Consider the following 25,005-nt stretch of genomic DNA (forward strand, 5'->3'; position numbering starts at 1 on the left):
TCCGGCCTCCTTGAGGCGTCCATGAGAGTCCCTTTCCCCCCTGGTCCGGAGCGCCGCGCAGCGGAGCCCTGGCAATTCCTTCGGTACGCACACGAGTGCCAGCAGAGCATCGCGCATCTTCACGCTTTCGTCACGTGGTGCCCGGACGGAGGGAGTCGGGAACCGTAAGGCCGCCCCAGACGCTCTTATCAGTGAGAAGGCCGGACCTGGCAGGGACGGAAAGAGCAGATCAGGGCAGACCAGCCCACGGGGGAAGGGGTTATGCCCCACCGGGCAAGGGTTGGCGGCATCCGCGTGCTGCGTGGGCATCTCCGATCATTGAATCCCTGCCGAGGAATTCATCCCGCACACTCCCTTTCTGAATTCAAATGACCCGTGAGGTAAGTCACCCATGTCGGCGGTCTGTGGATTTCCCGTGAGGGCGGCCTGCAGAATCTGCTGAATATCTGTTGGTTTTCCCCGCGCAGCCGGCCCGCCCGGACCCGCGGCGGAAGTGGGGGTCTCTTCATGTCCTGGTCCCGCTCGGGATGGCCGTTCCGCACGCCTCGGCGCGGCACACGCCGCCGAGGCCGCCGGCGAACCGGTGTCCTTCTCGCCACGGCCGTGGCCGTCTCGCTCATCCCGACCGAGGCCATGGCCGCGCCTCCCCCGGACGATCCGCAGCCGCACGCCGTCGAGCTTCCCGCCCTGCAGCAGACCGAGGAAGCGGCCAAGGACGAGGCCAAAGCGGAACAGCTGAGCAACTGGTCCGGCACCCCTGCGGAGCCCCCCGCCGAATACATCCCCAACGAGGCCACCGTCCCGGCACCGGACGCGGGCGCCGCGAACCTCAGCCAGGCCGCCGGACAGCTGGTGCCCGTCGAAGACCTTCCGGTGAAGATCGGACAGGCGAGCCCGTCCGAGGCCGAACCGGCACCGCCCGCTCCCACCGGCACCTGGAACGTCGAGGTGGAGTCGCAGGCGACCAGTGAGGCCGTGGGTGTCGACGGCACCCTTCTCACCGTCACGCCCCCGGCCGGCGGGTCCACCCCCGTCGACGTCCAGCTCGACTACAGCAAGTTCGCCGACCTCTACGGGACCGAGTGGGCTTCCCGGATGAAGCTCGTGCAGCTGCCGGAGTGTTTCCTCAGCACGCCCGAACTGCCCGAGTGCTCCACTCCCACCGATGTGCCGAGCGTGAACGATCCCGCCACGGGCACGGTCACCGCGACGGTCGACCCCGCCGATACCCCCGTTCAGGGACTGTCCGCGCAGGCGGGCGGCGGCACGACCGTCCTCGCACCCGTGGACTCCGGCGCCGGCGGCGCCGGCTCCTTCAAGGCGTCCTCTCTGTCTCCCACGGGCAGTTGGACGGCGGGTGGCAGTGGTGGAGGCTTCTCCTGGTCCTACCCCCTTGCCGTACCCGCGCCGGCAGCGGGCCCCGCCCCGAAGATCGATTTCTCCTACTCCTCCCAGGCGGTCGACGGCAAGACGTCCGTCGCGAACGGCCAGGCCTCCTGGATCGGGGACGGCTGGGACTACCACCCCGGTTTCGTCGAGCGGCGCTACCGCACGTGCTCCGACGACCGGAAGAACGCCCCGAACAACGAGAACGACAAGAAGAAGTCGGATCTGTGCTGGGCCAGTGACAATCTCGTCCTGTCCATGGGCGGAACCACGACCGAACTCGTCCACGACGCGGACGGGCGCTGGGTGGCCGCGAACGACGACGGCACCGAGATCGAGTACCTCGACAGGAACGGCGCGGCGAAGGCCGAAGGGAAGCAGACCGGCGAGTACGCCGGCGAGTACTGGCGGCTCACCACCCGCGACGGCACCAAGTACCACTTCGGCCGTGACGACCTGGACGGTGCCGGCACCCGCGCCCTCACCCGCTCCGTGTTCACCGTGGACGTGGCCGGCAACCACAGCGGGGAACCGTGCCACCAAGCCACCTTCGCGGCGTCCCTCTGCAAGCAGGCCTGGCGCTGGAACCTCGACTACGTCGAGGACGTACACGGCAACGCCATGGTCATCGACTGGTTCCCGGAGGCCAACCGCTACGGCCAGAACGGTGACCACAAGAACGTCAAGGACTACATCCGCGGGGGCTACCCCACGCAGATCCTCTACGGTCTGCGCAGCGACAACCTGACCGGTCCTCCGGCGGGCAGGGTCGAGTTCATCGTCCACGAACGCTGCGAGAAGCAGGGACCCGTCGCCTGTGTCCTGTCCGAGTTCGAGTCGAAGAACTACGCGGACAAGCAGCCGTGGTGGGACACCCCCGCGACCCTCCACTGCAAGTTCAAGGCGACCACCTGCTACGTCACGGCTCCCACCTTCTGGACCAAGGGACGCCTCGTCGCGGTCAACACCTACGGCCAGCGCACGCCGAACTCGACCGCGCTGTCCAAGGTCGACAGCTGGACCCTCAAGCAGGACTTCCCCGAGGACCGATTCGACTCGCACCCGCCGCTGTGGCTCGACTCCATCACGCGCACCGGATACGGCGCCGACGGAAGCGCCACTCCCATGCCGCCCGTGGCGTTCGAAGCGAACGAAGTCGACATGCCCAACCGGGTCCTGTCCAGCGCACAGGACAAGACACCGGACTTCGACCGGCTCCGCGTGGAAACCATCCGCACCGAGACCGGCGGCGAGATCAAGGTCGACTACTCCGCCCCCTGTGCGGTCGGAGCCGCACGCCCCGCGCCGAAGGACAACACCAGCCGTTGCTTCCCGGTGCACTGGTCCGTCGACCCCGACGACGACACGCCCGGCATCGAGTGGTTCAACAAGTACGTCGTCGAGAGCGTCAGCGAACGGGACCGGGCCGCCCAGGGGCTGGACGTGGTCACCGCGTACACCTACAAGAACAGCGAGGGCAAGGACGAGGCCGCCTGGGCGAAGGAGACCGACGAGTTCTCCAAGCCCGAGCACCGCACCTACAGCCAGTGGCGTGGGTACGCCGAGGTGACCGTCACCCGCGGAGCGACCCAGAACGTCGGCACTCCCACGGAGACCCAGAAGTCCAAGACCGTCACCCGCTACTTCCAGGGCATGTCCAAGGAGAAGAGCGCCGAACCGGTCTTCGTCACGGCCTCCGGTGGCGAGCTCCTCGGCGAGGACCTGTCCGTCTACCAAGGCCGCGCCGCCGAGACGATCACCTACACCGCTGCCGACAACGGCGCGGTACACGCGCGTGAGCTGAGCTGGCCCACGACGACGCAGATCGCGAAGCGCGTACGCGGTGACGGGCTGCCGGATCTCACCGCACACCGCACCCGGACCGTCAAGACGGAGACCATCCAGGCACTCAGCGGCGGAAAGACCCGCAAGAGCCGCACGGAGACCACCTACGACGACGCGTACGGTCTTCCCACCACCGTGCACAACGCCACGGTGGGTCCCGACGGGAGCCTCACCGACGAGACCTGCACCACCACGCAGTACGTCCACAACACCGATGATCACGTCATCGGGCTCCCGGCGCACGAGCTGACCATCGCCGGCGGCTGCGTCACCACACCTCCCGCCACCGACCGGATCGTCTCCGCCACCCGGACCTCCTACGACGCCTTCGACTCCTTCGGCAACGCGCCGACGAAGGGCCTCCCGCGGCAGGTCGACACCATCGAGGCCGACGGCACCGGCTGGATCACCTCGGTCCGTACCGACTACGACGCGCTCGGACGCGTGATCAAGGCCCTCGACGCCAAGAACAACGCCACCACCACCACGTACAAGCCCGCCACCGGGCCGGCGTTCGAGACCACCGTCACCAACGCCGCGACCCATTCCACGACGAGCAGCGTCGACCCCGGTCGCGGCTCGGTCCTCACCGTCACGGACCCCAACGGGCGCAAGACCACCAGCACTTACGACGGCCTCGGCCGAGTGCTCAAGGTCTGGTCACCTTCACGGAGCACGGCCGGATCGCCTTCGGCCGAGTTCGTCTACCAGATCGCCGACAACAAGGTCCCGGCTGTCGTCACGAAGACCCTCCGTGACAACGGCACCTACGCGACGTCCGTCGCCCTCTACGACGGTTTCCTCCGCCCACGCCAGACGCAGACCGAGGCCATGGGCGGTGGCCGACTCGTCACCGACACCCTGTACAACGCCGCTGGATCCGTCAGCGAGACCACCAGCGCCTACCTGGCCAAGGGCGAACCGGAGACGAAGATCTTCCCGCCGGTCACGGTCTTCGACATCCCGGCGTCCACCAAGACGGCCTACGACGGCCTCGGCCGTCCCACCAGGGTCACCACCCTCAAGAATGACGTCGCCCACCACACCACCACCACGCAGTACGGCGACACCTGGACCCTGACGCGCACCGGTATGTCGGCCAACGGCACCGCGCCGCTCTCCGGAAGCCGTGCCGTCAAGACGACGGCCGACGCCCTGGGCCGTACCACCGAGGTCAAGCACTTCACCACCACCGACCTCGCCCAGGCCAATCCCGCGGGTCTCGTCACGACCTACGCCTACGACGTACGAGGCAACCTTTCCAAGGTCACGGACGCCGAGGGCAACGCCTGGACCTACGCCTACGACACCCGCGGCCGGCTGGTCGCCTCCACCGACCCCGACATCGGCAGGGCGTCCTTCGGCTACGACGAACTCGACCGCAAGACCTGGACCGAGGACACCCTCGGCCGCACGCAGCACACCCTGTACGACGTCCTCGGCCGTGCGACCGAACTGCGGGAGGACTCCTCCACCGGCAAGCTCATCTCCAAGTGGACGTACGACAGCCTCCCCGGCGCCAAGGGGCTCGCCGTCTCCTCCGTCCAGTACCACCAGGGTGCTCCGTACACCAGCGAGGTCACGGGGTACGACACCGAGTACCGTCCCACCGGCACCAAGATCACCATCCCGTCCACCGTGGACACCGCCGGCATCGACGGGACGTACGCCTACGGCTACACCTACAGCCCCACCGGCAAGCTCCTGAAGACGAGCCTGCCCGCCACTCCCGCCGGCCTCAACGCCGAACAGCTGGTCACCCGGTACAACGCCGACGGTGCCCCGATCACCACCTCCGGGCACGCCTGGTACACCTCGGGCACCTACTACAGCCCCTACGGCCAGGTCCTGCGGACGACCTCGGGACAGTCCCCGAAGCGCGTGTGGACGAGCAACATCTACGACGACTTCACCGGCCGTCTCACGTCGACCGAGAGCCAGCGGGAATCGACGATTCCCAACGCGCACATCTCCACGGTCTCCTACGGCTACGACACCGTCGGCAACATCACCTCGATCAGCGACCTCCAGACGACCGTCACCACCACCAACGGGCAGACCTCGAAGACCCTGGCCACCGACCGCCAGTGCTTCGCCTACGACCCGATGGGCCGGCTCGTCCACGCCTGGACCGGCAACGCCGGCTGCCCCACCACGGCGTCGACCACCTCCCAGGTCGCCGGCCCCAGCCTGAGCCAGCTCTCCCCGGGCACCAACGGAGGCGGTTACTGGCACAGCTATGAGTTCGACGCGATCGGCAACCGCACCAAGCTGACCGTTCACGACCTCGCGGACCCGGCACTGGACGACACCCACACCTACACCTACGGCAGGACCGACGCCAACAACGGCACCCAACCCCTGGCCACGAGCCAGCCGCACACCCTGGCGAGGGTCGACTCCACCACCAAGAACGCGGGCTCGGTGGTGACCGCGTCCTCCACCCACGCCTTCGACGCCCTCGGCAACACGACGGCGCGCGTCATCGGAGGCGACAGCCAGTCACTCACCTGGGACCGCCGTAACAAGCTCACCTCGGTGACCGGATTCGGCAACGGCAAGGGCCCGCTCGTCAATCCGTCCGGCAAGTGCCTGGACCTGCAGAGCGGCAACACCACTCCCGGCACCCCGATCCAGCTCCACACCTGCAACAACACCGGCCCGCAGCAGTGGAAGCTGACCGAAGGCACCCTGCGCGTCCTCACCAAGTGCGCGGCCGTCGCCGGCACCCAGTTGGTCATCGAGAACTGCGACGGCAGCCCGGAGCAGAAGTTCACCCACCGCCCCGCCGACGACTCGCTCCACAACGCCGCGACCAACACCTGCGTCGCGGTCCCCAACGCCGAATACACGGACGGCAAGGACCTCACCCTCGCCCCCTGCACCCAGCAGAACTCCCAGAAGTGGCGCCTGGGCGACGCCACCAGCTACGTCTACGACGCGTCGGGCAACCGCCTGATCGAGACCACCGCGACCACGCGCACCCTCTACCTGCCCGACGCCCAGGTCACCGTCACGACCACGGGCACGCCCCTGCGCGCCGAGCGCTACTACAGCCACCCCGGCGCCCCCACGACCGTGCGCACCGCACTGGGCTCCGCCCACAAGCTCAACCTGCTCCTCACCGACCACCACGGCACCCCGATCACCTCCGTCCAGCAGACCGACGAACACCAGACGGTCACCCGCCGCGCCTTCGACCCCTACGGCAACCCCCGCGGCACCGAGCCGAACGCATGGCCCGGCCGCCAGAGCTTCGTAGGCACCGGCGTCGACGACCCCACCACCGGCCTCACCCACATCGGCGCCCGCGAGTACGACGCGACGACGGGCCGCTTCCTGTCGGCGGACCCGATCATGGACCTGACGGACCCGCTTCAGATGAACGGGTACGCCTACGCCAACAACAGCCCTGTCACTCTTTCCGACCCGACCGGTCTCAGGCCGATGATCACGGGTGGCAACGCACGCGATGAAGACGCGTTCCTCAAGAAGACCAACACGGTTTTCGTGGTGAATTCGGGGGGGAAGTTTGCGCCGGCCAAGAGTAGTTACCGGTACAAGGAGCGCCCGGCGGTCAACGAAACGACCTATCTGAAGTACGGGGAGGGAAGTGCCCCCCTGCCCAAGGTCACGAAGGGGCTTGCTAGATATCTGAAGTCGTACCACAAGACGCTCAAAGCTGTCGGCTATTCGCCGGATAGCTGGCGCTCAAATGAGTCCTGGCAGAAGTTGAACGCCCATTGGTCGGCCTGCCATCAGGATGGTGTGGAATGCTCCGACGATCTCTATGAAGAGCGCTACACCAACATGGCGGAATCTCTTGCTCTAGGCGGTGGACGAGGATCCAGCGCCAAGCTCAAGAAGCCCAAGCCTCGGGGCGACATGGAGGGCGATTGCAATAGCTTCACCTCTGAAACAAGGGTCGTACTCGCGGATGGCACCACCAGGGCAATAAAGGATCTCGAGCCTGGTGACAAGGTCCTTGCGACGGATGAAGAGACCGGGGAGACGGTCGCGAAGGACGTCACTGCGACGATCGAGGGTGAAGGCGAGAAGCGGCTGGTCCGCGTCGTAGTCGACGCGGACGGCTCTCAGGGCGATCGCACCACCTCGCTTACTGCGACCGAAGGCCACCCATTCTGGGTACCCGACCTCCGCGAGTGGGTCGAGGCGAAGGACCTGAAGGCGGGCCAGTGGCTTCGCACCAGCGCCGGCACCAAGGTCCAGATCTCTGCGGTTCGGGCTTGGACGCAGAATGCCAGCGTGCGCAACCTCACGGTTGCCGACTTCCACACGTACTATGTGCTGGCGGGCAAGACGCCGGTACTCGTTCACAACAGCAACTGCGACATCCTGCCAACGCCAAGCGTCTCTGATTCCAAGCTTCAGAACTTGGTTGACGATCTCTATAAGGGGACGACTAATACGGCCCGAACTGGAGATGGTACGACGATGTCGGCGATTCGCGAGGAGCTCAGCTCAGGTCAACTCGTACATGGCCGCAACCATGTAGCCAAGGGGAACCAGTATGCCAAGGCGCTGAATAAGTGGATTTCAAGGAATCACAGAGACGGCGACCCGCACGACTTGATCGTGGCGAGAAGCCTACTTGCCGACCTCAAGTCGGCCCTCGCAGGGAATTGATGGAGATGAACGAAGATCAGTTCTTTCATGGCCTCCTTCAGAACTTTCCACAGCTTGAGAGCTTGCATGCCGAGCATGTGGAGTTCTACGAAGAGTTCCTCTCCCATGTTTTCCTGGCAGACGTCGTCCGATGGGCGGTAGGTTTGTTCAGTGAGGCTGGCCAGAGTTCGACCGAGGAAGCCACCGGGATTCGGTTGATCAATTTCATCGAGGATGCGTACGTGCATGGCGATTGCGCAGTCAGGGAATTGGTCAGGGTTTCGTTCGTTGAAAACCTGCCTTACTCTGGTCAAGAGGGGTTCCGCATTCGTGAACACCTGACGGGGAATCTCCGTAAGATGTTTACGGAGCGTTAAACTCTGCGAATGCTGAGTCGCAAGACGTGGTTGCTCAAAGCGATTTCATCGCACTCAAGTCAGATAGCCTCAGCAAAGATGAAGCCCCGCCAGGTGCGTCCTGGCGGGGCTTCTGCGTGGGGTGACGGCAGTAGTTGACGGCAACGTCAGCGGACGAGGGCGGCGCAGGGTGGCGGCTCGTCGCCGTCGGAGCTGACCGTCTTGGTGGTCTCCGGGCTGCCGAGTGCGGTGCTGAGGGTGTCGATGGCGTCTCGCTGGAGGCGGAGTCGGACGTGCGCGTAGACGGTGGCGGTGACGCCGATGTGGGCGTGGCCGAGAAGTTCCTTGATCACGACCAGCTCAACCCCCTGCTCCAGGAGCAAGGTGGCGGTCGAGTGCCGGAGGTCGTGGAAGCGGATGCGGCGGAGGCCGGCCTTGCGGAGGAGTGTGATGAAGGTGCGGGTGAGGTTGGTCGGGTCGATCGGTCGGCCCTGCGTGGTGGTGAACACGTGCCCGTCGTGCTGCCACGTGGTGCCCGCGGCATCACGCTCGCCCTTCTGCTGCTCATGGTGGAGCTCCAGCGACTGGACGCAGCGGGTGGGAAGCGCGATGCGGCGCTCGGAGGCCCGCGTCTTGGTGGGCAGCGTGGTGAGCCCGCCTGCGGCGGTGCGCTGCAAGGTGCGGCGGATCGCGGCGGTGCCCGCGTCGAGGTCGAGGTCTTCCCAGCGCAGGCCGAGGAGTTCGCCCTTGCGGAGTCCGGTGTGGAGGGCGAGTTCGAACAGCGCGTGCAGCCGGTGGTCCTGGGCGGCGGTGAGGAACTGGCGGGCTTCGTCGGTGGTGAGGGGTTCGAAGCGTCGGGGCCGTGGGGTGCCGGTGCGCGGGATCTCTTCCTCACGTTCGGCATGCTCCAGGGCGTTTACGACACCACTACTCACCGCCTAAGACGTCCGCAACCGGCTCTGCTGCGGCATCTGCCAGTGCGGTTACGGTTCAGCTAGGCAGCTCCGCCGTCCGAAAGCCGCTCCTGGAGGCGGCTGAGCCATTCGGGTCGTTCGTCGTGCGGGCCGAGGTGGGAGCAACAGCATGGCCGTGATCGTCACCGTCGAGATTCCCGGCGGCACCGAGGAGCAGTACCGGGAGTCCAGTCGGCAGATGATGGCCGCCGAGTGGTTCCCGCCGGCCGGGTTCATCGCGCACGCCGCCGGGCCGGACGGGAGCGGGGGGTGGCGGGTGGTGGACTTCTGGGAGTCGGAGGAGGACTTCCGGGCCTTCGCGGAGCACGCCCGGCCCCTCTTCGAGCGGGCCGGGAGCCCGACGGCCGTGCCGCACGTCCAGCAGGCCGTGAACGTCATGCTGCGCGGCGAACTCCCCGGCTGAGCCGGCGGACATCCGGGACTGCGAAGGCCCTGTGCCGGGAGGCGCCCGTCGGCTCACTTCCGCCAGAACACGTGGTGCGTGACGCCGCTCGGGCTCGGCACCACGTCGAGGTGGTAGCGGTCGCGCAGCTCGTCGGGCGACTCCCAGAGCCGTACGCCCGTGCCCAGCTTCACCGGGGAGACCGCCACGTGCAGGGTGTCGACCAGGTCCGCGTCCAGGAACGCGCGGATCGTGGTCGCCCCGCCGCCGAGGCGCACGTCCTTGCCCGCGGCGGCCTCCCGGGCGCGGGCGAGGACGGACGCCGGGTCGCCGTCGACGAAGTGGAACGTGGTGTCGGAGAGCGTGAACGACGGCCGCGGGTGGTGGGTGAGGACGAAGACGGGGGTACGGAACGGGGGCTCGTCGCCCCACCAGCCCCGCCACTCGTGGTCCTGCCACGGGCCGCGCTGCGGGCCGAACTTGTTGCGACCCATGATCTCCGCGCCGATGTTTCGGGTGAAGTCCCGGGTGAAGTAGTCGTCCAGGCCGCGGCTGCCGCCCGGGTCGGTGCGCCGGGGCCAGCTCGCCGTGGCGCCCGCCCAGGCGAACAGCTCCGTCGGGTCGGCGTGGCCGAAGGGCCGCTCCAGGGACTGGCCCTCACCGGCGCCGAAGCCGTCACTGGAAACGACGAAGTTCTGGACGCGCAGCAACTGCTCCACGGGTGTCCTCCAGGGGTAGGGCCGCGCGTCGCGCGGTCGGTGGAGAGGAGACCGGTCCGGGGCGGAGAACTCATCGCCGGTGGACCTCGGGCAGGCCGGGGGCCGAGCCCCGAGAGACCCGAAAACCCTTTGCGGCGTCCGCCCCCCGGCCGCCACGCTTCCCCCCATGACCAGTCATCCCGTCCGCCCCGTCGCGGACCTCTTCGCCGCCGACGGGCGCCTGAAGGCGATCCCGCGCAGGCCCGCCCGCCGCGAGGCGCTCCTCGCGCACCTCGCCGAGACGCTCTTCGAGGCCGGCCGCACCTACCGTGAGGCCGAGGTCAACGAGGCCCTGACCTCGGTGCACGAGGACTTCCCGGCCCTGCGCCGCTACCTCGTGGTGGGCGGTTTCCTGGCCCGTACGAAGGACGGCGCGGCCTACCGCCGACAGCAGCGGCCCACCGGCACCGGAGGCGCGATCCCCGCCGTCGCGTGACGGCCGCGGTGGTGGCCGGCCTGCTGGCCGGCTACGGCATCGCGATCCCGGTCGGCGCCGTCGGCGCCCACCTGGTGGCGGTCGCGGCCCGCGGCCCGTGGCGTGCGGGAGTGGGCGCGGCCCTCGGCGTCGCCACCGCCGACGGGGTGTACGCCCTGGCCGCCGTCCTCGGCGGCGCAGCCCTCGTCCCCGTCCTGGCCCCGGTGACGACCCCCCTGCGCTGGGCCTCCGCCCTGGTCCTCGTGGTCCTGGCGGCGCTCTCCTGCCGTACGGCCGTGCGCGCCCACCGCGCCGGTCCCGGGGCTCCCGCGCCGCCCGGGGTCCCGCCCCGGCGGGCGTACCTCACCTTCCTGGGGATCACGATCCTCAACCCGATGACGGTGCTCTACTTCACCGCGCTCGTCCTCGGCGGCAGCCCCGTGCGGGGCCCGGCCGCCGCGACGGCCTTCGTCCTGGCGGCCTTCGCCGCCTCCGCGAGCTGGCAGCTGCTCCTCGCCGTGACCGGCACCCTGCTGGGCCACACCCTCTCGTCCCCGCGCGCCCGCCTCGCGACCGGCCTCGCGTCCAGTGCCCTGATCGCCGCCCTGGCGGTGGGGATCCTGGTGTGAGTCCGGCGCCCGAGCCCGACACCACGTGGGCCTTCCGCCCGGCCTGGCGCAGACCGGCCATGGCCTGTCGGGCCGCAGTCCGCGCCCTGCCCGCGGCGACCGGTGGGGGCATCCGACCCCCGCCGTGCGCACCCACACGCGAGCCGCCCCCGCGCGGAAGTCTGCGACTCCCCGCGCGAGGGCGGCCGGTTTCCGGTGCTCCGTCAGGTCCTGATCAGCCGGGCGATCGCCCGGGACGCCTCGTCCACCTTCGCCTTCGCCTGCTCCCCGCCCTGGGCGACGGCCTCGGTGACGCAGCGGCTGAGGTGCTCGTCCAGGAGGGCCACCGCGCAGGACTGGAGGGCCGCGTTGACGGCGGAGACCTGGGTGAGGACATCGATGCAGTAGGCGTCCTCGTCGACCATCCGCTGCACCCCCCGGACCTGCCCCTCGATGCGCCGCAGGCGCCTGATGATGTCTTCCTTGTGCTGCCCGTCACCGGCCACGGTGGCCTCCTGTCGGTCCGTCACCTCACCTGTCGGCGGGCTGGAAGCCCCGCAGCCGCAGGCTGTTGCCGACCACGAAGACCGAGGAGAAGGCCATCGCGGCACCGGCGATCATGGGGTTGAGCAGTCCCGCCGCGGCCAGCGGGAGGGCGGCCACGTTGTACGCGAAGGCCCAGAAGAGGTTGGAGCGGATGGTGCCGAGCGTCCTGCGGGAGAGCCGGATGGCGTCGGCCGCCGCCCGCAGGTCGCCCCGTACGAGGGTCAGGTCGCCGGCCTCGATGGCGGCGTCCGTGCCGGTGCCCATCGCGAGGCCCAGGTCGGCCTGGGCGAGCGCGGCGGCGTCGTTCACGCCGTCGCCGACCATCGCGACCGAACGGCCCTCCGCCTGGAGGCGCTTGACCACGTCGACCTTGTCCTGCGGCATGACCTCGGCGATGACCTCCCCGATGCCGACCTCGGCGGCGACGGACTCGGCGACCGCCTTGTTGTCACCGGTCAGCAGGATCGGGGTGAGCCCGAGGGCCCTGAGCCGGCGGACGGCCTCCGCGCTGGTCTCCTTGATCGCGTCGGCGACCTCCAGGACCGCGCGGGCCTCGCCGTCCCAGGCGACCGCGATGGCCGTCTTCCCGGCCTTCTCGGCCTCGTCCTTCGCGGACTTGAGCCCGGCGGGCAGTTCCATCGCCCACTCGGCGAGCAGCTTCTCGCGGCCGACGAGGACGGCGTGGCCCTCCACGACGCCCTGGACGCCGAGGCCGGGGATGTTCGCGAAGTCCTCGGGGGTGGGCAGGGTGCCGGCCTTCGCGGCGGCGCCGGTGGCGACGGCCTGGGCGACGGGGTGCTCGGAGGAGTGCTCCAGGGCGCCCGCGAGACGCAGGACGTCGGTCTCGTCCACGCCGTCCGCGGTGTGCACCTTGAGGAGGGTCATCCGGCCGGTGGTGACGGTGCCGGTCTTGTCCAGGACGATCGTGTCGACCTTGCGGGTGGTCTCCAGGACCTCGGGGCCCTTGATGAGGATGCCGAGCTGCGCGCCGCGGCCGGTGCCGACCATGAGGGCGGTCGGGGTGGCCAGGCCCAGGGCGCACGGGCAGGCGATGATCAGTACGGCGACGGCGGCGGTGAACGCGGCGGTCAGGCCCTGTCCCGTACCCAGCCAGAAGCCGAGGGTGCCCAGCGCGAGCGCGATGACGACCGGCACGAAGACGGCGGAGATCCGGTCGGCGAGCCGCTGGGCGGCGGCCTTGCCGTTCTGCGCGTCCTCGACGAGCTTGGCCATCCGGGCGAGCTGGGTGTCGGCGCCGACGCGGGTGGCCTCGACGACGAGGCGGCCGCCGGCGTTCAGCGTCGCGCCGGTGACGGAGTCGCCGACGCCGACCTCGACGGGCACGGACTCCCCGGTGAGCATGGAGGCGTCGACGGCGGAGGAGCCTTCGACCACGGTGCCGTCGGTGGCGATCTTCTCGCCCGGACGGACCAGGAAGCGCGTTCCCACCTGGAGTTCGGCGGTCGGTACGGTGACCTCGCGGCCGTCGCGCAGGACGGTGACCTCTTTGGCGCCGAGCTGCATCAGCGCCTTGAGCGCGGCGCCCGCCTTGCGCTTCGAGCGGGCCTCGAAGTAGCGGCCCGCCAGGATGAAGGCGGTGACGCCGGCGGCGGCCTCCAGGTAGATGTTCCCGGCGCCGTCGGTGCGGGCGATGGTGAACTCGAAGGGGTGCGTCATGCCGGGGGTGCCGGCGGTGCCGAAGAAGAGGGCCCACAGCGACCACAGGAACGCGGCGGCGGTCCCGACCGAGATCAGGGTGTCCATGGTCGCGGCGCCGTGCCGGGCGTTGGTCCAGGCGGCCCGGTGGAACGGCCAGGCGGCGTAGGTGACGACCGGCGCGGCGAGCGTGAGGCTCAGCCACTGCCAGTACTCGATCTGCAGGGCCGGGACCATCGCCATCGCGATGACCGGCACGGCCAGGGCGACCGCGGTGACCAGCCGCTGCTTCAGCGGGCGCAGCTCCTCGTCGGCCTTCTCCTCGTCGGAGGGGCCGTCGTCGCTCCCGGCGGTGTCGGTCTTCGGCGGCTCGGGCTCGGCGGCGGTGTAGCCGGTGGCCTCGACCGTGGCGATCAGGTCGGCGACCGGGATGTCGGCGGCGAAGGTGACCTTCGCCTTCTCCGTCGCGTAGTTGACGGTCGCCTCCACGCCGTCCATGCGGTTGAGCTTCTTCTCGATCCGGGCCGCGCACGAGGCGCAGGTCATGCCGCCGATGGCGAGCTCGACCTGGGCGGTGCCCGGAGTGGTCGTGGTCATTTCCTGCTCCTCTTTCTTCCTGCTGACGCTGGGTGCGCCCCAGCGGCGCGTCCCGGAGGGGGGCGGGGGCCGGGGCCCGGCGGATGTCGGTCGGGCCCCGGCGGCCGGGTCGGTCGTGGCGGTGCGGGTCAGGCGCGGCCGGTCAGCTCGTAACCGGCGTCGTCGACGGCGGCGGCGACGGCGGCGTCGTCGGGGGCGCCGCCGGTGGTCACGGTCACCAGGCCGCCGGCGACGTCCACGTCGACGGAGAGGACGCCGTCGAGGGCGCCGACGGACGTGGTGATCGCGGTACGGCAGTGGCCGCAGGTCATGCCGGAGACGGCGTAGACGGTGGTGGTGCTCTCGGCGACGGCGGTGGCCGTGGTGGCCTCGCCGGCGTTGGTGGAGCAGCTGTGGTCAGGGGTGCAGCAGGAGCCCATGGCTCTCTCCTCGTCCAGACGGCGGTAGATACCCTTGGGGGGTATCCTTTCGTGATCCATGTATACCCCCCGGTGGTATTCGACGCAAGTGTCGGTCCGGCTTGACTTGATACCCCCCAGGGGTATCCTGAGGAGTATCGAACGGTACGCCCGCCCCTCACGTACGGGAGAGCAGTCATGAACACCGGAGTGAAGATCACTGCCTTTGCCGCCGCGCTCGCCGCGACCTTCGGGACCGCCTACGGGATCGGCCAGGGCGTCGGCCCCGTCGCTGAGCCGGCGAAGGCCGCGCACGGTGAGCACGCCGCCGCCCCCTCGGCGCGCGCGAGCGCGAGCGCCGACGGGCACGCCGGACACGGGGAGGGCGACGGCGCCGCCGCGCCCGCCGCCCACCTTCCCGGCGGCCTCCAGGTCTCCGACGGTGGCTACACCCTCGCCCTGCAGACCCCCACCACCACCGTCGGCCGCAGCGTCCTGAAGTTCGCCGTCAAGGACGCCGCAGGCGAGAACGTCACCGCCTTCACCACCGAACACGGCAAGGAACTGCACTTCATCGTCGCCTCGCGCGACCTCACCGTCTTCCGCCACCTGCACCCCGAGAAGGCGCCCGACGGCACCTGGACGACCGCCGTCGACCTGCCCGCCGCCGGCGGCTACAAGGCCTTCGCCGACTTCACGCCGGCCGCCCCCGGCGCCAAGGCGCTCACCCTCGGCGCCGACCTCGCCGTCCCCGGCGCCTACGCGCCCCGGCCGCTCCCGGCCGCCGCGCCGACCGCGACCGTCGACGGCTACCAGGTCCGCCTGGGCGGCACCCTCGACCCCGGCAAGGCCGGCGAACTGCGGCTCACCGTCACCAAGGGCGGCAAGCCCGTCACCGACCTGGAGCCGTACCTCGGGGCGTACGGACACCTCGTCGCCCTGCGCCAGGGCGACCTCGCCTACCTCCACGTGCACCCGAACGAGGGCGGCCCCGGCCCCGACGTCTCCTTCACGGCGACGGCGCCCAGCGCGGGCACGTACCGGCTCTTCCTCGACTTCCAGCACGAGGGGAAGGTCCGGACGGCCGCCTTCACGGTGACGGCGGGCGCGAGCGGGAAGACTCCCGCCGAGGCCCCCGCGCCCGCCACGACCGGAACCGGCGGTGACGGGCACGATGCGCCCGGTCACTCGCACGGCTAGTCTGGTCATTGGACTAGACCTGTCGCCGTCTTCGTGGAGGAATGGGCTCGATGAGCAACCGTGCAGTCCTTGAGGTGATCGCCCTCGACGAGCAGGACGCGGTCGCCGCCCGGAACGGCGGCGCCGACCGGCTCGAACTCGTCACCGACATGGCGGCGGACGGCCTCAGCCCGTCCACGGCCCGCTTCGCCGCCGTCCGGGCCGCCGTCGACATCCCGCTGCGCGTGATGCTCCGCCTCAACGACGGCTTCGCCGCCGGCGACGTGGACGCGCTGGTCCGCCGGGCGGCCGAACTGCGGGAGGCCGGGGCGGACGAGTTCGTCCTCGGCTTCCTCACGGCGGACGGCGCACCCGACCTGGTCGCCGTCGAACGGCTCATGGCCGTCCTCGACGGCTGCCGCTGGACCTTCCACCGCGCCATCGACCGCGCCGCCGACCGCGACGCCCTCCGCAAGAGCCTCGCCGACCTGCCGGGGCTCGACACCTACCTCACCGCCGGCGCGGCCGGCGGCGTCGACGACGGCCTCGCCACCCTCACCGCCGAGGCCGCCCGCACCGGCGAACCGGGCTACGAACCCCAGATCCTGGTCGGCGGCGGCCTCCGCCTCGACCACCTCCCCGCCCTCCGCGCCGCCGGACTCACCGCCTTCCACATCGGCGGCGCGGCCCGCCCCGCCGGCTGGGCCGCCCCGGTCTCCACGGAAGCGGTCCGCACCTGGCGCGAGGCACTGGACGGCTGAGGGAGTCCCGCCCAGGCGAGGCACACGCGAAAACCCCAGGTCCCGCACCGGCCGCGGGCGAAGATCCGTGGTCCGGCGCGGCCGGGCGCGAACATCCGTGGTCCGGCGCGGCCGGGCGCGAACATCCGTGGTCCGGCGCGGTCGCGGGCGAACATCCGCGCTCCCGCTCCCGGGAAAACCCGTGGTCCCCGCCCGCCCCGCCCCGTTAGCCTCCCGCGCATGGTCGATTCCCCGCAGGGTGAGGGTCCCGTCGCCGGCGTGCCGCTCGTACGACGGCTCGTCGCCGCGCAGTTCCCGCGCTGGTCCGCGCTCGACGTGCGCGAGGTGGAGTCGGCCGGGACCGACCACGCGATGTTCCGGCTCGGGGACGAGCTGGTGGTGCGGATGCCGAAGGCCGCCTGGGCGGTACGGCAGGTCGAGAAGGAACAGCGCTGGCTGCCCCGGATCGGACCGCACCTGCCGCTCGCCGTGCCCGAACCCGTCGGCCTCGGCGCCCCCGGCGAGGGCTTCGGCCTGCCCTGGTCCGTCTACCGCTGGATCGACGGCCAGGACGCCTTCACCGCCCCCGTCACCGACCTCGCCCACGCCGCCACCGCCCTCGGCCGCTTCGGCGCCGCCCTGCGCCGCGTCGACGCGACCGGCGGCCCCGCCTCCTTCCGGGGCGGCCCCGTCACCGCGTGGGAGGAGGGCGCCATGCCCGGCGCGATCCGCGGCCTCGCCGCCACCGGAGACCTCGACGCCGACGCGGCGACGGACGCCTGGGAGCGCACCCTCGCCCTGCCGCAGTGGCGGGGCGAGGCGGTCTGGGTCCACGCCGACCTGCTGCCCGGCAACCTCCTGACCCGCGACGGCCGCCTCCACGCCGTCATCGACTTCGGCGGCCTCGGCACCGGCGACCCGGCCTGCGACATGATGGCCGCCTGGTCGCTGCTCACCGCCGAAACCCGTCCCCTCTTCCGCGAGGCGGCGGAGGTCGACGACGCCACCTGGGCCCGGGGCCGGGGCTGGGCCCTGTGCTGGGGCGTCGTCACTGAGGACCACTACCGCAGCACCAATCCCGTCCTCGCCGCCGTCGCCCGCCGCACCCGCGCGGAGGCCCTCGCCGACCACCTCGCGGGCAGGTGAGCGGGACCGGACCCGGTCCCGCCCCCGGCCGGCGGGGTCAGACGCCGCCCAACTGCTCCGGCAGCTCCGCCGCGTGGACCACCGTCAGCCCCGACACCGCACGCGTCAGCGCCACGTACAGCCGCCGCAGCCCCGTCCGCTCGTCCGGTTCGCCGTCCACGACCGCCGCCGGCTCGTCCAGGACGACGTAGTCGTACTCCAGACCCTTCGCGAGCGAGGCCGGCACCAGCGTCAGACGCGACACGGCCGTGGTCTCCTCACCCGGCGAGAGAGACGCGAGCCCGGCCGCCGCCAGCGCCTCCCCGAGCGGCGCGATCCGCGCGTCCGCCGCGATCAGACCGATCGAGCCCTCGTGCTCCAGCGCCTCCCGGCACGCCGCCACCACCTCCGCGTCCAGCGCGCCCGGCTCCGTACGGCGCACGGCGAGCGAACCCGGGTTCTCCCGCACCGACTCCACCGGCGCGAGCCCCGGCGACATGTGCGGCAGCAGCCGCGAGGCGTACGCGATCACCTCGCGCGGCACACGGAAACCGGCGGTCAGCTCCTCCACCACCGCCTCCGGCTTCCCCAGGTGCGCCAGCGCCTGCGCCCAGCTCTCCGTCGCCCACGGCGTCGTCCCCTGGGCGAGGTCGCCGAGGACCGTCGCCGAGCCGGTCGTGCACCGCCGCCCCACCGCCCGGTACTGCATCGGCGACAGGTCCTGCGCCTCGTCCAGGACCACGTGCCCGAGCGACTGCGTCCGCTCCACCAGGTCCTTCGCCTCGTCGATCAGCACCGCGTCCGCCGCCGACCACCGCGCCGACCTCACCCCGCGCGCCGGCTTCTCCCACAGCAGCAGCTTCTGCTCCTCCTCGTCGAGGAGGCCGTCCGCCTGCTCGGCCAGGAAGTCGGCGTCGCTCAGCAGCCGCAGCACCAGCTTCGCCGGATCCACCGCCGGCCAGCAGGCGTTGACCACCGCCTTCACCGCCGTGTTCCGCGCGACCGCGTTCTGCACCCGGTCGTCGGGCGCCTCGCCCGCCTCCTCCATCCGGACGAGGACGGCGTGCGCGATGCGCTGCGGAAGCGCTTCGCGGGCCGCACCGTACCGGATGTCCCGGTCCAGCAACTCCCGGACCATCTCCTCCAGTTCGTAGGCCGGCACCCGCCAGCGCCGGGACCCGCGCACCACCATCAGCGGCTCCTTCGGCATCGACACGTGGGAGCGGACCGCCCGCCGCAGCACCTCCGCCATCCGGGCGTCGCCCTTCACGACCGCCGTCGCCGCCGCGTCCGTCCCCCGCACCTCCACGTGCGCCACCAGGTCGTCCACCGTCGCCTGCTGCACCTCCAGCTCACCGAGCGCGGGCAGCACCTGCTCGATGTAGTGGAGGAAGGACCGGTTCGGCCCGATCACCAGCGTTCCCGTGCGGGCCAGCCGCTCCCGGTGCGCGTACAGCAGATACGCGACGCGGTGCAGACCCACCGCCGTCTTGCCGGTCCCGGGCCCTCCCTGCACGCACACCGTCCCCGACAGACCGGACCGGACGATCTCGTCCTGCTCGGGCTGGATCGTCGCCACGATGTCCCGCATCGGGCCGACACGGGGCCGCTCGATCTCGGCCTGGAGCAACCGGCTCGTCCGCTCCTCCTCGCCCGGATCCGAGAGGTGCTCATCCTCGTACGCGGTGAGCTCGCCGCCCGTGTAGCCGAAGCGGCGCCGCAGCCCCACGTCCTGCGGGTCCTTCCGCGACGCGCGGTAGAACGGCTGCGACACCGGCGCACGCCAGTCGATCACCATCGGCTCGCCGTCGGCGTCGTGGACGTGCCGCCGCCCGATGTAGAAGCGCTGGCCTTCCTGCGCGGTGCGCAGATAGTCGAGCCGGCCGAAGAACAGCGGGGTGTCGGCGAGGTCGGCGAGGGCCTTGATGCGCTCCTCGATCTGCCGGCCGAGGACGAGCGAGTTGACCCAGTTCGCCGTGACGTCCTTGATGTCGAGCGCCTCCACGTCCTCGCGCATCGCGCGCAGGGCGGCGCGGGACGCCGCCAGGTGGGCGCGCTCGCGTGCGAGGGGGTCGGAGAGCGGGTCGGATGCGGACACGGTGGAGCCTCCGGGCGGTACGTACACGGACACGACGAAGTGGCCGCCGGTTTCCGACCGGACGGCGGCGCTCCACGGGACGAGGCGGGAGGCGGGAAGCTGGCGAGTGTAGCTGCGGCCCCGCCGCCCGGGCCACTCGATTTCCCCGCCCCCGCGCCCCACCCGCGCCCCGACCGGACCAGCCGCCGGCCCCCGCCCTGAGGCCTTACCCGCCCAGCAGCTCGTCCGCGTCCACGATCCGGTACGCGTACCCCTGCTCCGCCAGGAACCGCTGCCGGTGCGCCGCGAAGTCCTGGTCGATCGTGTCCCGCGCCACCACCGAGTAGAAGTGCGCCTGGTGACCGTCCGCCTTCGGCCGCAGCACCCGGCCCAGTCGCTGCGCCTCCTCCTGGCGCGAGCCGAACGTGCCCGACACCTGGATCGCGACCGTCGCCTCCGGCAGGTCGATGGAGAAGTTCGCCACCTTGGACACGACGAGCACGTTGATCTCCCCGTTGCGGAACGCGTCGAACAGCTTCTCCCGCTGCGCGTTCGACGTCTCGCCCTTGATGACCGGGGCGTCCAGGTGCGCGCCCAGCTCGTCCAGCTGGTCGATGTACTGCCCGATGACGAGGATCTGCTGGCCGGCGAACTTCCTCACCAGAGCCTCCGTCACCTTGCGCTTCGTCGCCGTCGTCGCGCAGAACCGGTACTTCTCCTCGGCCTCGGCCGTCGCGTACGCGAGCCGCTCCGCGTCGGTCAGGTTCACCCGCACCTCGACGCAGTCGGCCGGCGCGATGTATCCCTGCGCCTCGATCTCCTTCCACGGCGCGTCGAACCGCTTCGGACCGATCAGCGAGAACACGTCCGACTCGCGCCCGTCCTCGCGGACCAGCGTCGCCGTCAGACCCAGCCGCCGCCGCGCCTGGAGGTCGGCGGTGAACTTGAACACCGGCGCCGGCAGCAGGTGCACCTCGTCGTAGACGATCAGTCCCCAGTCACGGGAGTCGAACAGCTCCAGGTGCGGATAGATGCCCTTCCGCTTGGTCGTGAGGACCTGGTACGTGGCGATGGTGACCGGCCGGATCTCCTTCCGCGTCCCCGAGTACTCGCCGATCTCGTCCTCCGTCAGCGAGGTCCGCCGCACCAGCTCGCTCTTCCACTGCCGCGCGGACACCGTGTTCGTGACGAGGATCAGCGTCGTCGCCTTCGCCTGCGCCATCGCGCCCGCCCCCACGAGCGTCTTGCCCGCGCCGCAGGGCAGCACGACGACACCCGAACCGCCGTGCCAGAAGCCCTCGACGGCCTGCTGCTGGTACGGCCGCAGGGCCCAGCCGTCCTCGGCCAGGTCGATCCGGTGCGCCTCCCCGTCCACGTACCCGGCGAGGTCCTCCGCCGGCCAGCCCAGCTTCAGCAGCGTCTGCTTGATCTGCCCCCGCTCCGAGGGGTGCACGACCACCGTGTCCGGGTCGATCCGCTCCCCGACCAGCGGCTGCACCTTCTTCGACCGGAGGATCTCCTCCAGGACCGGCCGGTCGGTGGTCGTGAGCACCAGCCCGTGCACCGGGTGCTTGGACAGCGTGAGCCGCCCGTAGCGGGCCATGGTCTCCGCGACGTCCACGAGCAGCGCGTGCGGCACCGGATAGCGCGAGAACTCCACCAGCGCGTCCACCACCTGCTCGGCGTCGTGCCCGGCGGCCCGCGCGTTCCACAGCCCGAGTGGCGTCACCCGGTACGTGTGGATGTGCTCGGGCGCCCGCTCCAGCTCGGCGAACGGCGCGATGGCCCGCCGGCACGCCTCGGCGAGCTCGTGGTCGACCTCCAGGAGCAGTGTCTTGTCGCTCTGGACGATGAGAGGTCCATTCACCTGTGATCGGGTCCTTCCGGCCTGGCGGGCCGTCCCGTGACGGCCAATCCTCCAGTGTGCCGGAAGCGCGCCGCTTGTCACGGCCGGACCGACGCGGCACGGCCCCGCCGGGGCGTCCGGGGGGACGCTCAAGCGGGGGCCGTGGTGGGGTGACGCGGGCGGGGTTGGTCAGCTGAGGGCGGTGAAGGAGTTCCAGCCCGCGCCGAGGGTGACGCGGGCGTCGTAGCCCGCGCCGGTGGACGGGTAGAGCCACAGGGTGCCGGCGGCGTCGCGGGCCGTCAGGTCGGCCAGGCCGTCGCCGTTCACGTCGCCGGGGGAGACCACGGCCGTCATGCCCTGCCAGCCGGAGCCGACCGGGACGGGCCGGGTGAACGGGGCGGCCGACTGGCCGGTTCCGGGGTAGAGCCACAGGCGGCCGTCGGTGGCCCGGCCGATCAGGTCGGCGGTGCCGTCGCCCGTGACGTCACCGGCACCGGCGAGCGTGTCGAGGGTGTTCCAGTTCGTGCCGACCTTGATCCGGCCGAGGAAGCCCTCGCCGGTGCCGCGTCCCGGGTACAGCCACAGGTCACCGGTGGCCCGGTCGCGGGCCAGCAGGTCGCCGCGGCCGTCGGCGGTCAGGTCGCCGGCGCCGATCACGGTGTCGTAGGCGTCCCAGCCGCCGCCGAGGTCCACGTCGCCGGTGGCACGCAGCGCGTGGAGCCGGCCGCCGGAGATCTTGAGGGCGGTGCCGTCGGCGCCCTCGGTGAGGGAGGACGCCCAGATCACACTGTCGGAGGGCCGGAGCGGGTTGCCGAGGGCGTGGAAGCCGATCGGGGCCTCGAAACCGGTGTGGGAGCCGTTGACGCGGTAGTAGACCAGGGTGCCGTCCGCCGTCTTGGCGAGCAGGCTGCTCTTGCCGTACGTCCCGTTGGGGGCGCTGTCGCCGGCGAGGCCGAGGGCCTGGTGGAAGGGCTTCGTCACGAGGGTGGAGGCGCCGAGGCGGCCGTCGCCCAGGCCCGGGTACGTCCAGGCGTTCGGGCCGGCCTTGTCCCGGGCCAGCAGACTGACGGATCCGTCGGCGTCGCCCAGGGCCAGGATCTCGCCGAGCCGGTGCCAGCCGGTGCCGATGGTGACGGGCTCGGCGAAGAGGGTGTTGGGGTTGCCGGTTCCGGCGTGGAAGGTGAGGAGTCCGCCGGTGCGGGCGACCACGTCGGCGAGACCGTCGCGGTTCAGGTCGTAACCGGTGATCAGTTCCCGGTTCAGCAGGTTGTCGGCGGCCGGGCCGGAGATCGCGTACGGGCTGCTGTACGGGCTGGTGGTGCCGGCGGTGGCGGTGCCCGCGTAGACGTAGAGGGAGCCCGTGCGGGTACGGGCCAGCAGGTCGAGGCGGCCGTCACCGGTCAGGTCGCCGGCGCCGAGGACGGTGCTGAAGACGTGCCAGCCGCCCGAGGTCCAGCCGGTGGCCGTGGCCCCGGTGCCCTCGGCCGTCCAGAGCGCGACTTCGCCCTGCGTGCGGACGGTCAGCAGCTCGGGCTTGCCGTTGCCGTCGAGGTCGCCGACCGGGACGACCTCCTTGAAGTCGCCGCCGGCGGTGGTGCCGCCGGCGGAGAAGGTGAACCGGGCCTCGGTGCCGTCGTCGAAGCGGACGGTCCAGCCGCCCGCCGGGGCGCGCTGGAGGAGGTCGTCGGTGCCGTTCGCGTTCAGGTCGAGCCGGGGGCCGGCGGCCCGGGCGGCGGCCTCCGGGCCGAGGGTGACCGCGGTGGCGCTGCCCGGGTTGGGTACGGCGGGGACGACGGCGGCGGGCTTCCCGGAGGCGACGGGCGGCTCGGCGGCGACGGCCTGGCCCGCGGTGATCATGCCGGTGGCGAGGGCGAGGGCGGTGCAGCCGGCGAGACGGAGACGGCGAGCGGTGGCACGGGCAAACATGTGAGTGATCCCCCCCGGGACGTGGTGTGCGCCGCCCGTTCCCCGGGAGGCGTGCGTCACGTTACGGCTCGGAAAACCGCTGGTGAAGGGGTGTTCGGCGGTGGGGTGGTGCTGGAGCGGCGCGGTGATCCCGCTGTGACGGGACCGGGACATCGCCGGTGGGAACGGAGCATTCCGCGGCCCGGAGTCCCGCGCGCCGCGCCCGCGCCCGCGGCCCTACACCTGGTCGTCCGCCAGTTCCGCGACACCCGTGATCCGGTGCAGCGGGTACGTGCGGACCTCGTCGGCCGTGTGGTCGTACCCCGTCACGAAGCCGCCCTCCACCCGCACCGGGGCGATGACCCGCTGGCTCGCCGCGCCCTCGGCGTTGACGTAACCGATCCACACGGCCGAGCCGGTGAGCGCGGCGGCCTGGACGGTGGCCAGGGTCTCGGCGGCGGAGGTGCGCGGGAGCGCGCCGGCGGCCGCGGGGGCCGGGGCGGCCGGTTCCTTCCGTACCGCGGTGGCCGCCCGGTCACCGGCCCGGATCGCCCGGACCGCCGCGCCGAGCAGGGTCGCGTCGGGGGCGGGCGGCCCGTCCGGGACGGGCACCGGAGCCGTACGGGCCGGGGTGCGGTACGCGTCGGCGCGGGTGATCAGGACGTCGCCCGCGGCGGACTCGGCCGCCGGCGCGTACCCCAGGGCCCGCAGCCCGTCGAGCAGCGCCGCCGGATCGGTCTGCGCCGCCAGCACGGTCGGGGCGAGGCGGCGCAGCCGCAGGGAGGCGGAGCGCCGGTCGGCGAGGATCTCGCCGAGGAGGGCGTCGTCGTCGCAGCGCACGTACGCGGAGGCGGCGCCGACCCGCAGGTGGCCGTGCTTCCGCGCCACGTCGTCGATCAGGTAGGCGAGCGGCTGCGGAACCGGCGTGCGGGAGTGCGCGGTGAGGAAGTCGTGCAGGTCGGAGGCGGTCCGGCCGGTGTCCAGGGCACGCCGCACGGAACCGGGCGTGAACCGGTACACGGTGGCGCCACCCTTCGATTCCACGTCCGCCAGGACGGCGAGCGCGTCGGCGAGCGGGCGCAGCAGCGGGCCGGGCGCGACGGCGGTCAGGTCGGCCTGGAGGAGGACGTGGTCGACGGGCTCCGGCAACAGCGGCGCCAGGAGCTCCGCCGCCCGCTCGGCGGCCACCGACAGCTCGACCTCGCCCGCGTGGCCGGTGGGGTCCCAGGCCTCGTCGAGCGGCAGGTTCAGCAGGGCGCGGGCCGCGGTGGAGAGGGCGCCGCGCCCGGTGATCCCGAGCAGCTCGGCCTCCTCCAGGGTCCACCGCGCGATCCGGGCCCGCAGGTCCGGGGCGGGACCACCCGGGCCGTACGAACCGGTGGTGTACGAGGGGGTGCCGTGGCCGCCGGAGCCGTACGTGCCGTGCTGCCGGCCGCCCGGCGCGCCGGGCCTTCCCGTACCAGTGCCGCCCGCCGGGGCCGTCGCGTCGGCCGGGGCACCGGACGCGGACCGGCCGCCGCCGACCGGGCCCGCCGGACTCGACCGTCACGGTCATCGACTCGCGGTCGACGCGCCGGATGCCGGTG

General features: G+C 71.5%; 15 protein-coding genes and 2 pseudogenes. 8 read left to right on the forward strand and 9 right to left on the reverse strand.

Annotated features, from left to right (window positions below):
• Positions 1-603: 603 nt before the first annotated feature.
• Entirely contained in the window at positions 604-7,878 is a 7,275-nt protein-coding gene (locus tag ABTY40_RS18955) for a polymorphic toxin-type HINT domain-containing protein (RefSeq protein ID WP_352060549.1), read from the forward strand.
• Positions 7,878-8,234, forward strand: coding sequence for a DUF7674 family protein (locus ABTY40_RS18960; protein WP_352060550.1), 357 nt, complete (start codon positions 7,878-7,880; stop codon positions 8,232-8,234). Before ABTY40_RS18955 ends, ABTY40_RS18960 begins: the two co-directional genes overlap by 1 nt.
• Before the next feature lie 146 nt (positions 8,235-8,380).
• On the opposite strand, the pseudogene ABTY40_RS18965 reads toward ABTY40_RS18960, so the two are convergent.
• Positions 8,381-9,133, reverse strand: a pseudogene (locus ABTY40_RS18965) (tyrosine-type recombinase/integrase); the annotation flags it as partial.
• A gap of 163 nt (positions 9,134-9,296) precedes the next feature.
• On the opposite strand from ABTY40_RS18965, the gene ABTY40_RS18970 reads away from it, so the two are divergent.
• Positions 9,297-9,590, forward strand: coding sequence for an antibiotic biosynthesis monooxygenase (locus tag ABTY40_RS18970; RefSeq protein ID WP_352060551.1), 294 nt, complete (start codon positions 9,297-9,299; stop codon positions 9,588-9,590).
• A 53-nt stretch (positions 9,591-9,643) separates the two neighbouring features.
• Here the strand turns inward: ABTY40_RS18970 and ABTY40_RS18975 are convergent, their stop codons facing one another.
• Positions 9,644-10,288, reverse strand: a complete 645-nt coding sequence (locus tag ABTY40_RS18975) for a dihydrofolate reductase family protein (RefSeq protein ID WP_352060552.1) — start codon at positions 10,286-10,288, stop codon at positions 9,644-9,646.
• A gap of 166 nt (positions 10,289-10,454) precedes the next feature.
• Between ABTY40_RS18975 and ABTY40_RS18980 the strand changes: the two genes are divergently transcribed.
• Entirely contained in the window at positions 10,455-10,763 is a 309-nt protein-coding gene (locus ABTY40_RS18980; RefSeq protein WP_345278721.1) for a DUF2087 domain-containing protein, read from the forward strand.
• A complete protein-coding gene (locus ABTY40_RS18985; RefSeq protein ID WP_352060553.1) occupies positions 10,760-11,371 on the forward strand; it encodes a LysE family transporter in 612 nt (203 codons plus the stop codon). The genes ABTY40_RS18980 and ABTY40_RS18985 overlap by 4 nt, the downstream gene beginning before the upstream one ends.
• A 203-nt stretch (positions 11,372-11,574) precedes the next feature.
• Here ABTY40_RS18985 and ABTY40_RS18990 read toward each other — a convergent pair whose 3' ends face one another.
• The 3 genes from ABTY40_RS18990 to ABTY40_RS19000 form a co-directional block, all read right to left on the reverse strand.
• Complete coding sequence (locus ABTY40_RS18990) at positions 11,575-11,880, reverse strand: metal-sensitive transcriptional regulator (RefSeq protein ID WP_502990617.1); 306 nt, start codon at positions 11,878-11,880, stop codon at positions 11,575-11,577.
• 1 nt (position 11,881) lies between these two features.
• Positions 11,882-14,149, reverse strand: a complete 2,268-nt coding sequence (locus ABTY40_RS18995) for a heavy metal translocating P-type ATPase (RefSeq protein ID WP_352060554.1) — start codon at positions 14,147-14,149, stop codon at positions 11,882-11,884.
• Positions 14,150-14,277: 128 nt separating this feature from the next.
• Positions 14,278-14,568: a cation transporter gene (locus ABTY40_RS19000; protein ID WP_352060569.1), complete on the reverse strand. Its 291-nt coding sequence runs from the start codon at positions 14,566-14,568 to the stop codon at positions 14,278-14,280.
• Between the two features lie 177 nt (positions 14,569-14,745).
• On the opposite strand from ABTY40_RS19000, the gene ABTY40_RS19005 reads away from it, so the two are divergent.
• The 3 genes from ABTY40_RS19005 (at position 14,746) to ABTY40_RS19015 (ending at position 17,612) form a co-directional block, all read left to right on the forward strand.
• The gene (locus ABTY40_RS19005; protein ID WP_352060555.1) at positions 14,746-15,747 is read left to right on the forward strand and encodes a DUF8832 domain-containing protein; all 1,002 of its coding nucleotides are present in this window, start codon (positions 14,746-14,748) and stop codon (positions 15,745-15,747) included.
• A gap of 50 nt (positions 15,748-15,797) precedes the next feature.
• A complete protein-coding gene (locus ABTY40_RS19010) occupies positions 15,798-16,487 on the forward strand; it encodes a copper homeostasis protein CutC (protein WP_352060556.1) in 690 nt (229 codons plus the stop codon).
• Between the two features lie 219 nt (positions 16,488-16,706).
• Positions 16,707-17,612, forward strand: coding sequence for an aminoglycoside phosphotransferase family protein (locus ABTY40_RS19015; protein WP_352060557.1), 906 nt, complete (start codon positions 16,707-16,709; stop codon positions 17,610-17,612).
• 37 nt (positions 17,613-17,649) lie between these two features.
• Here ABTY40_RS19015 and ABTY40_RS19020 read toward each other — a convergent pair whose 3' ends face one another.
• The 4 genes and pseudogenes from ABTY40_RS19020 to ABTY40_RS19035 all read right to left on the reverse strand — a co-directional run.
• On the reverse strand, positions 17,650-19,689 hold the full coding sequence (locus ABTY40_RS19020; RefSeq protein ID WP_352060558.1) for a HelD family protein: 2,040 nt from the start codon (positions 19,687-19,689) through the stop codon (positions 17,650-17,652).
• A 205-nt stretch (positions 19,690-19,894) separates the two neighbouring features.
• A complete protein-coding gene (locus tag ABTY40_RS19025) occupies positions 19,895-21,535 on the reverse strand; it encodes a DNA repair helicase XPB (RefSeq protein WP_352060559.1) in 1,641 nt (546 codons plus the stop codon).
• A gap of 168 nt (positions 21,536-21,703) precedes the next feature.
• Positions 21,704-23,440: an FG-GAP repeat domain-containing protein gene (locus ABTY40_RS19030; protein ID WP_352060560.1), complete on the reverse strand. Its 1,737-nt coding sequence runs from the start codon at positions 23,438-23,440 to the stop codon at positions 21,704-21,706.
• A gap of 216 nt (positions 23,441-23,656) precedes the next feature.
• Positions 23,657-24,775: pseudogene (locus ABTY40_RS19035) on the reverse strand (helicase-associated domain-containing protein); the annotation flags it as partial.
• Between the last annotated feature and the right edge of the window lie 230 nt (positions 24,776-25,005).

Source organism: Streptomyces sp. NPDC126503 (assembly GCF_040302405.1).
Classification (GTDB): Bacteria; Actinomycetota; Actinomycetes; order Streptomycetales; family Streptomycetaceae; genus Streptomyces; species Streptomyces gulbargensis.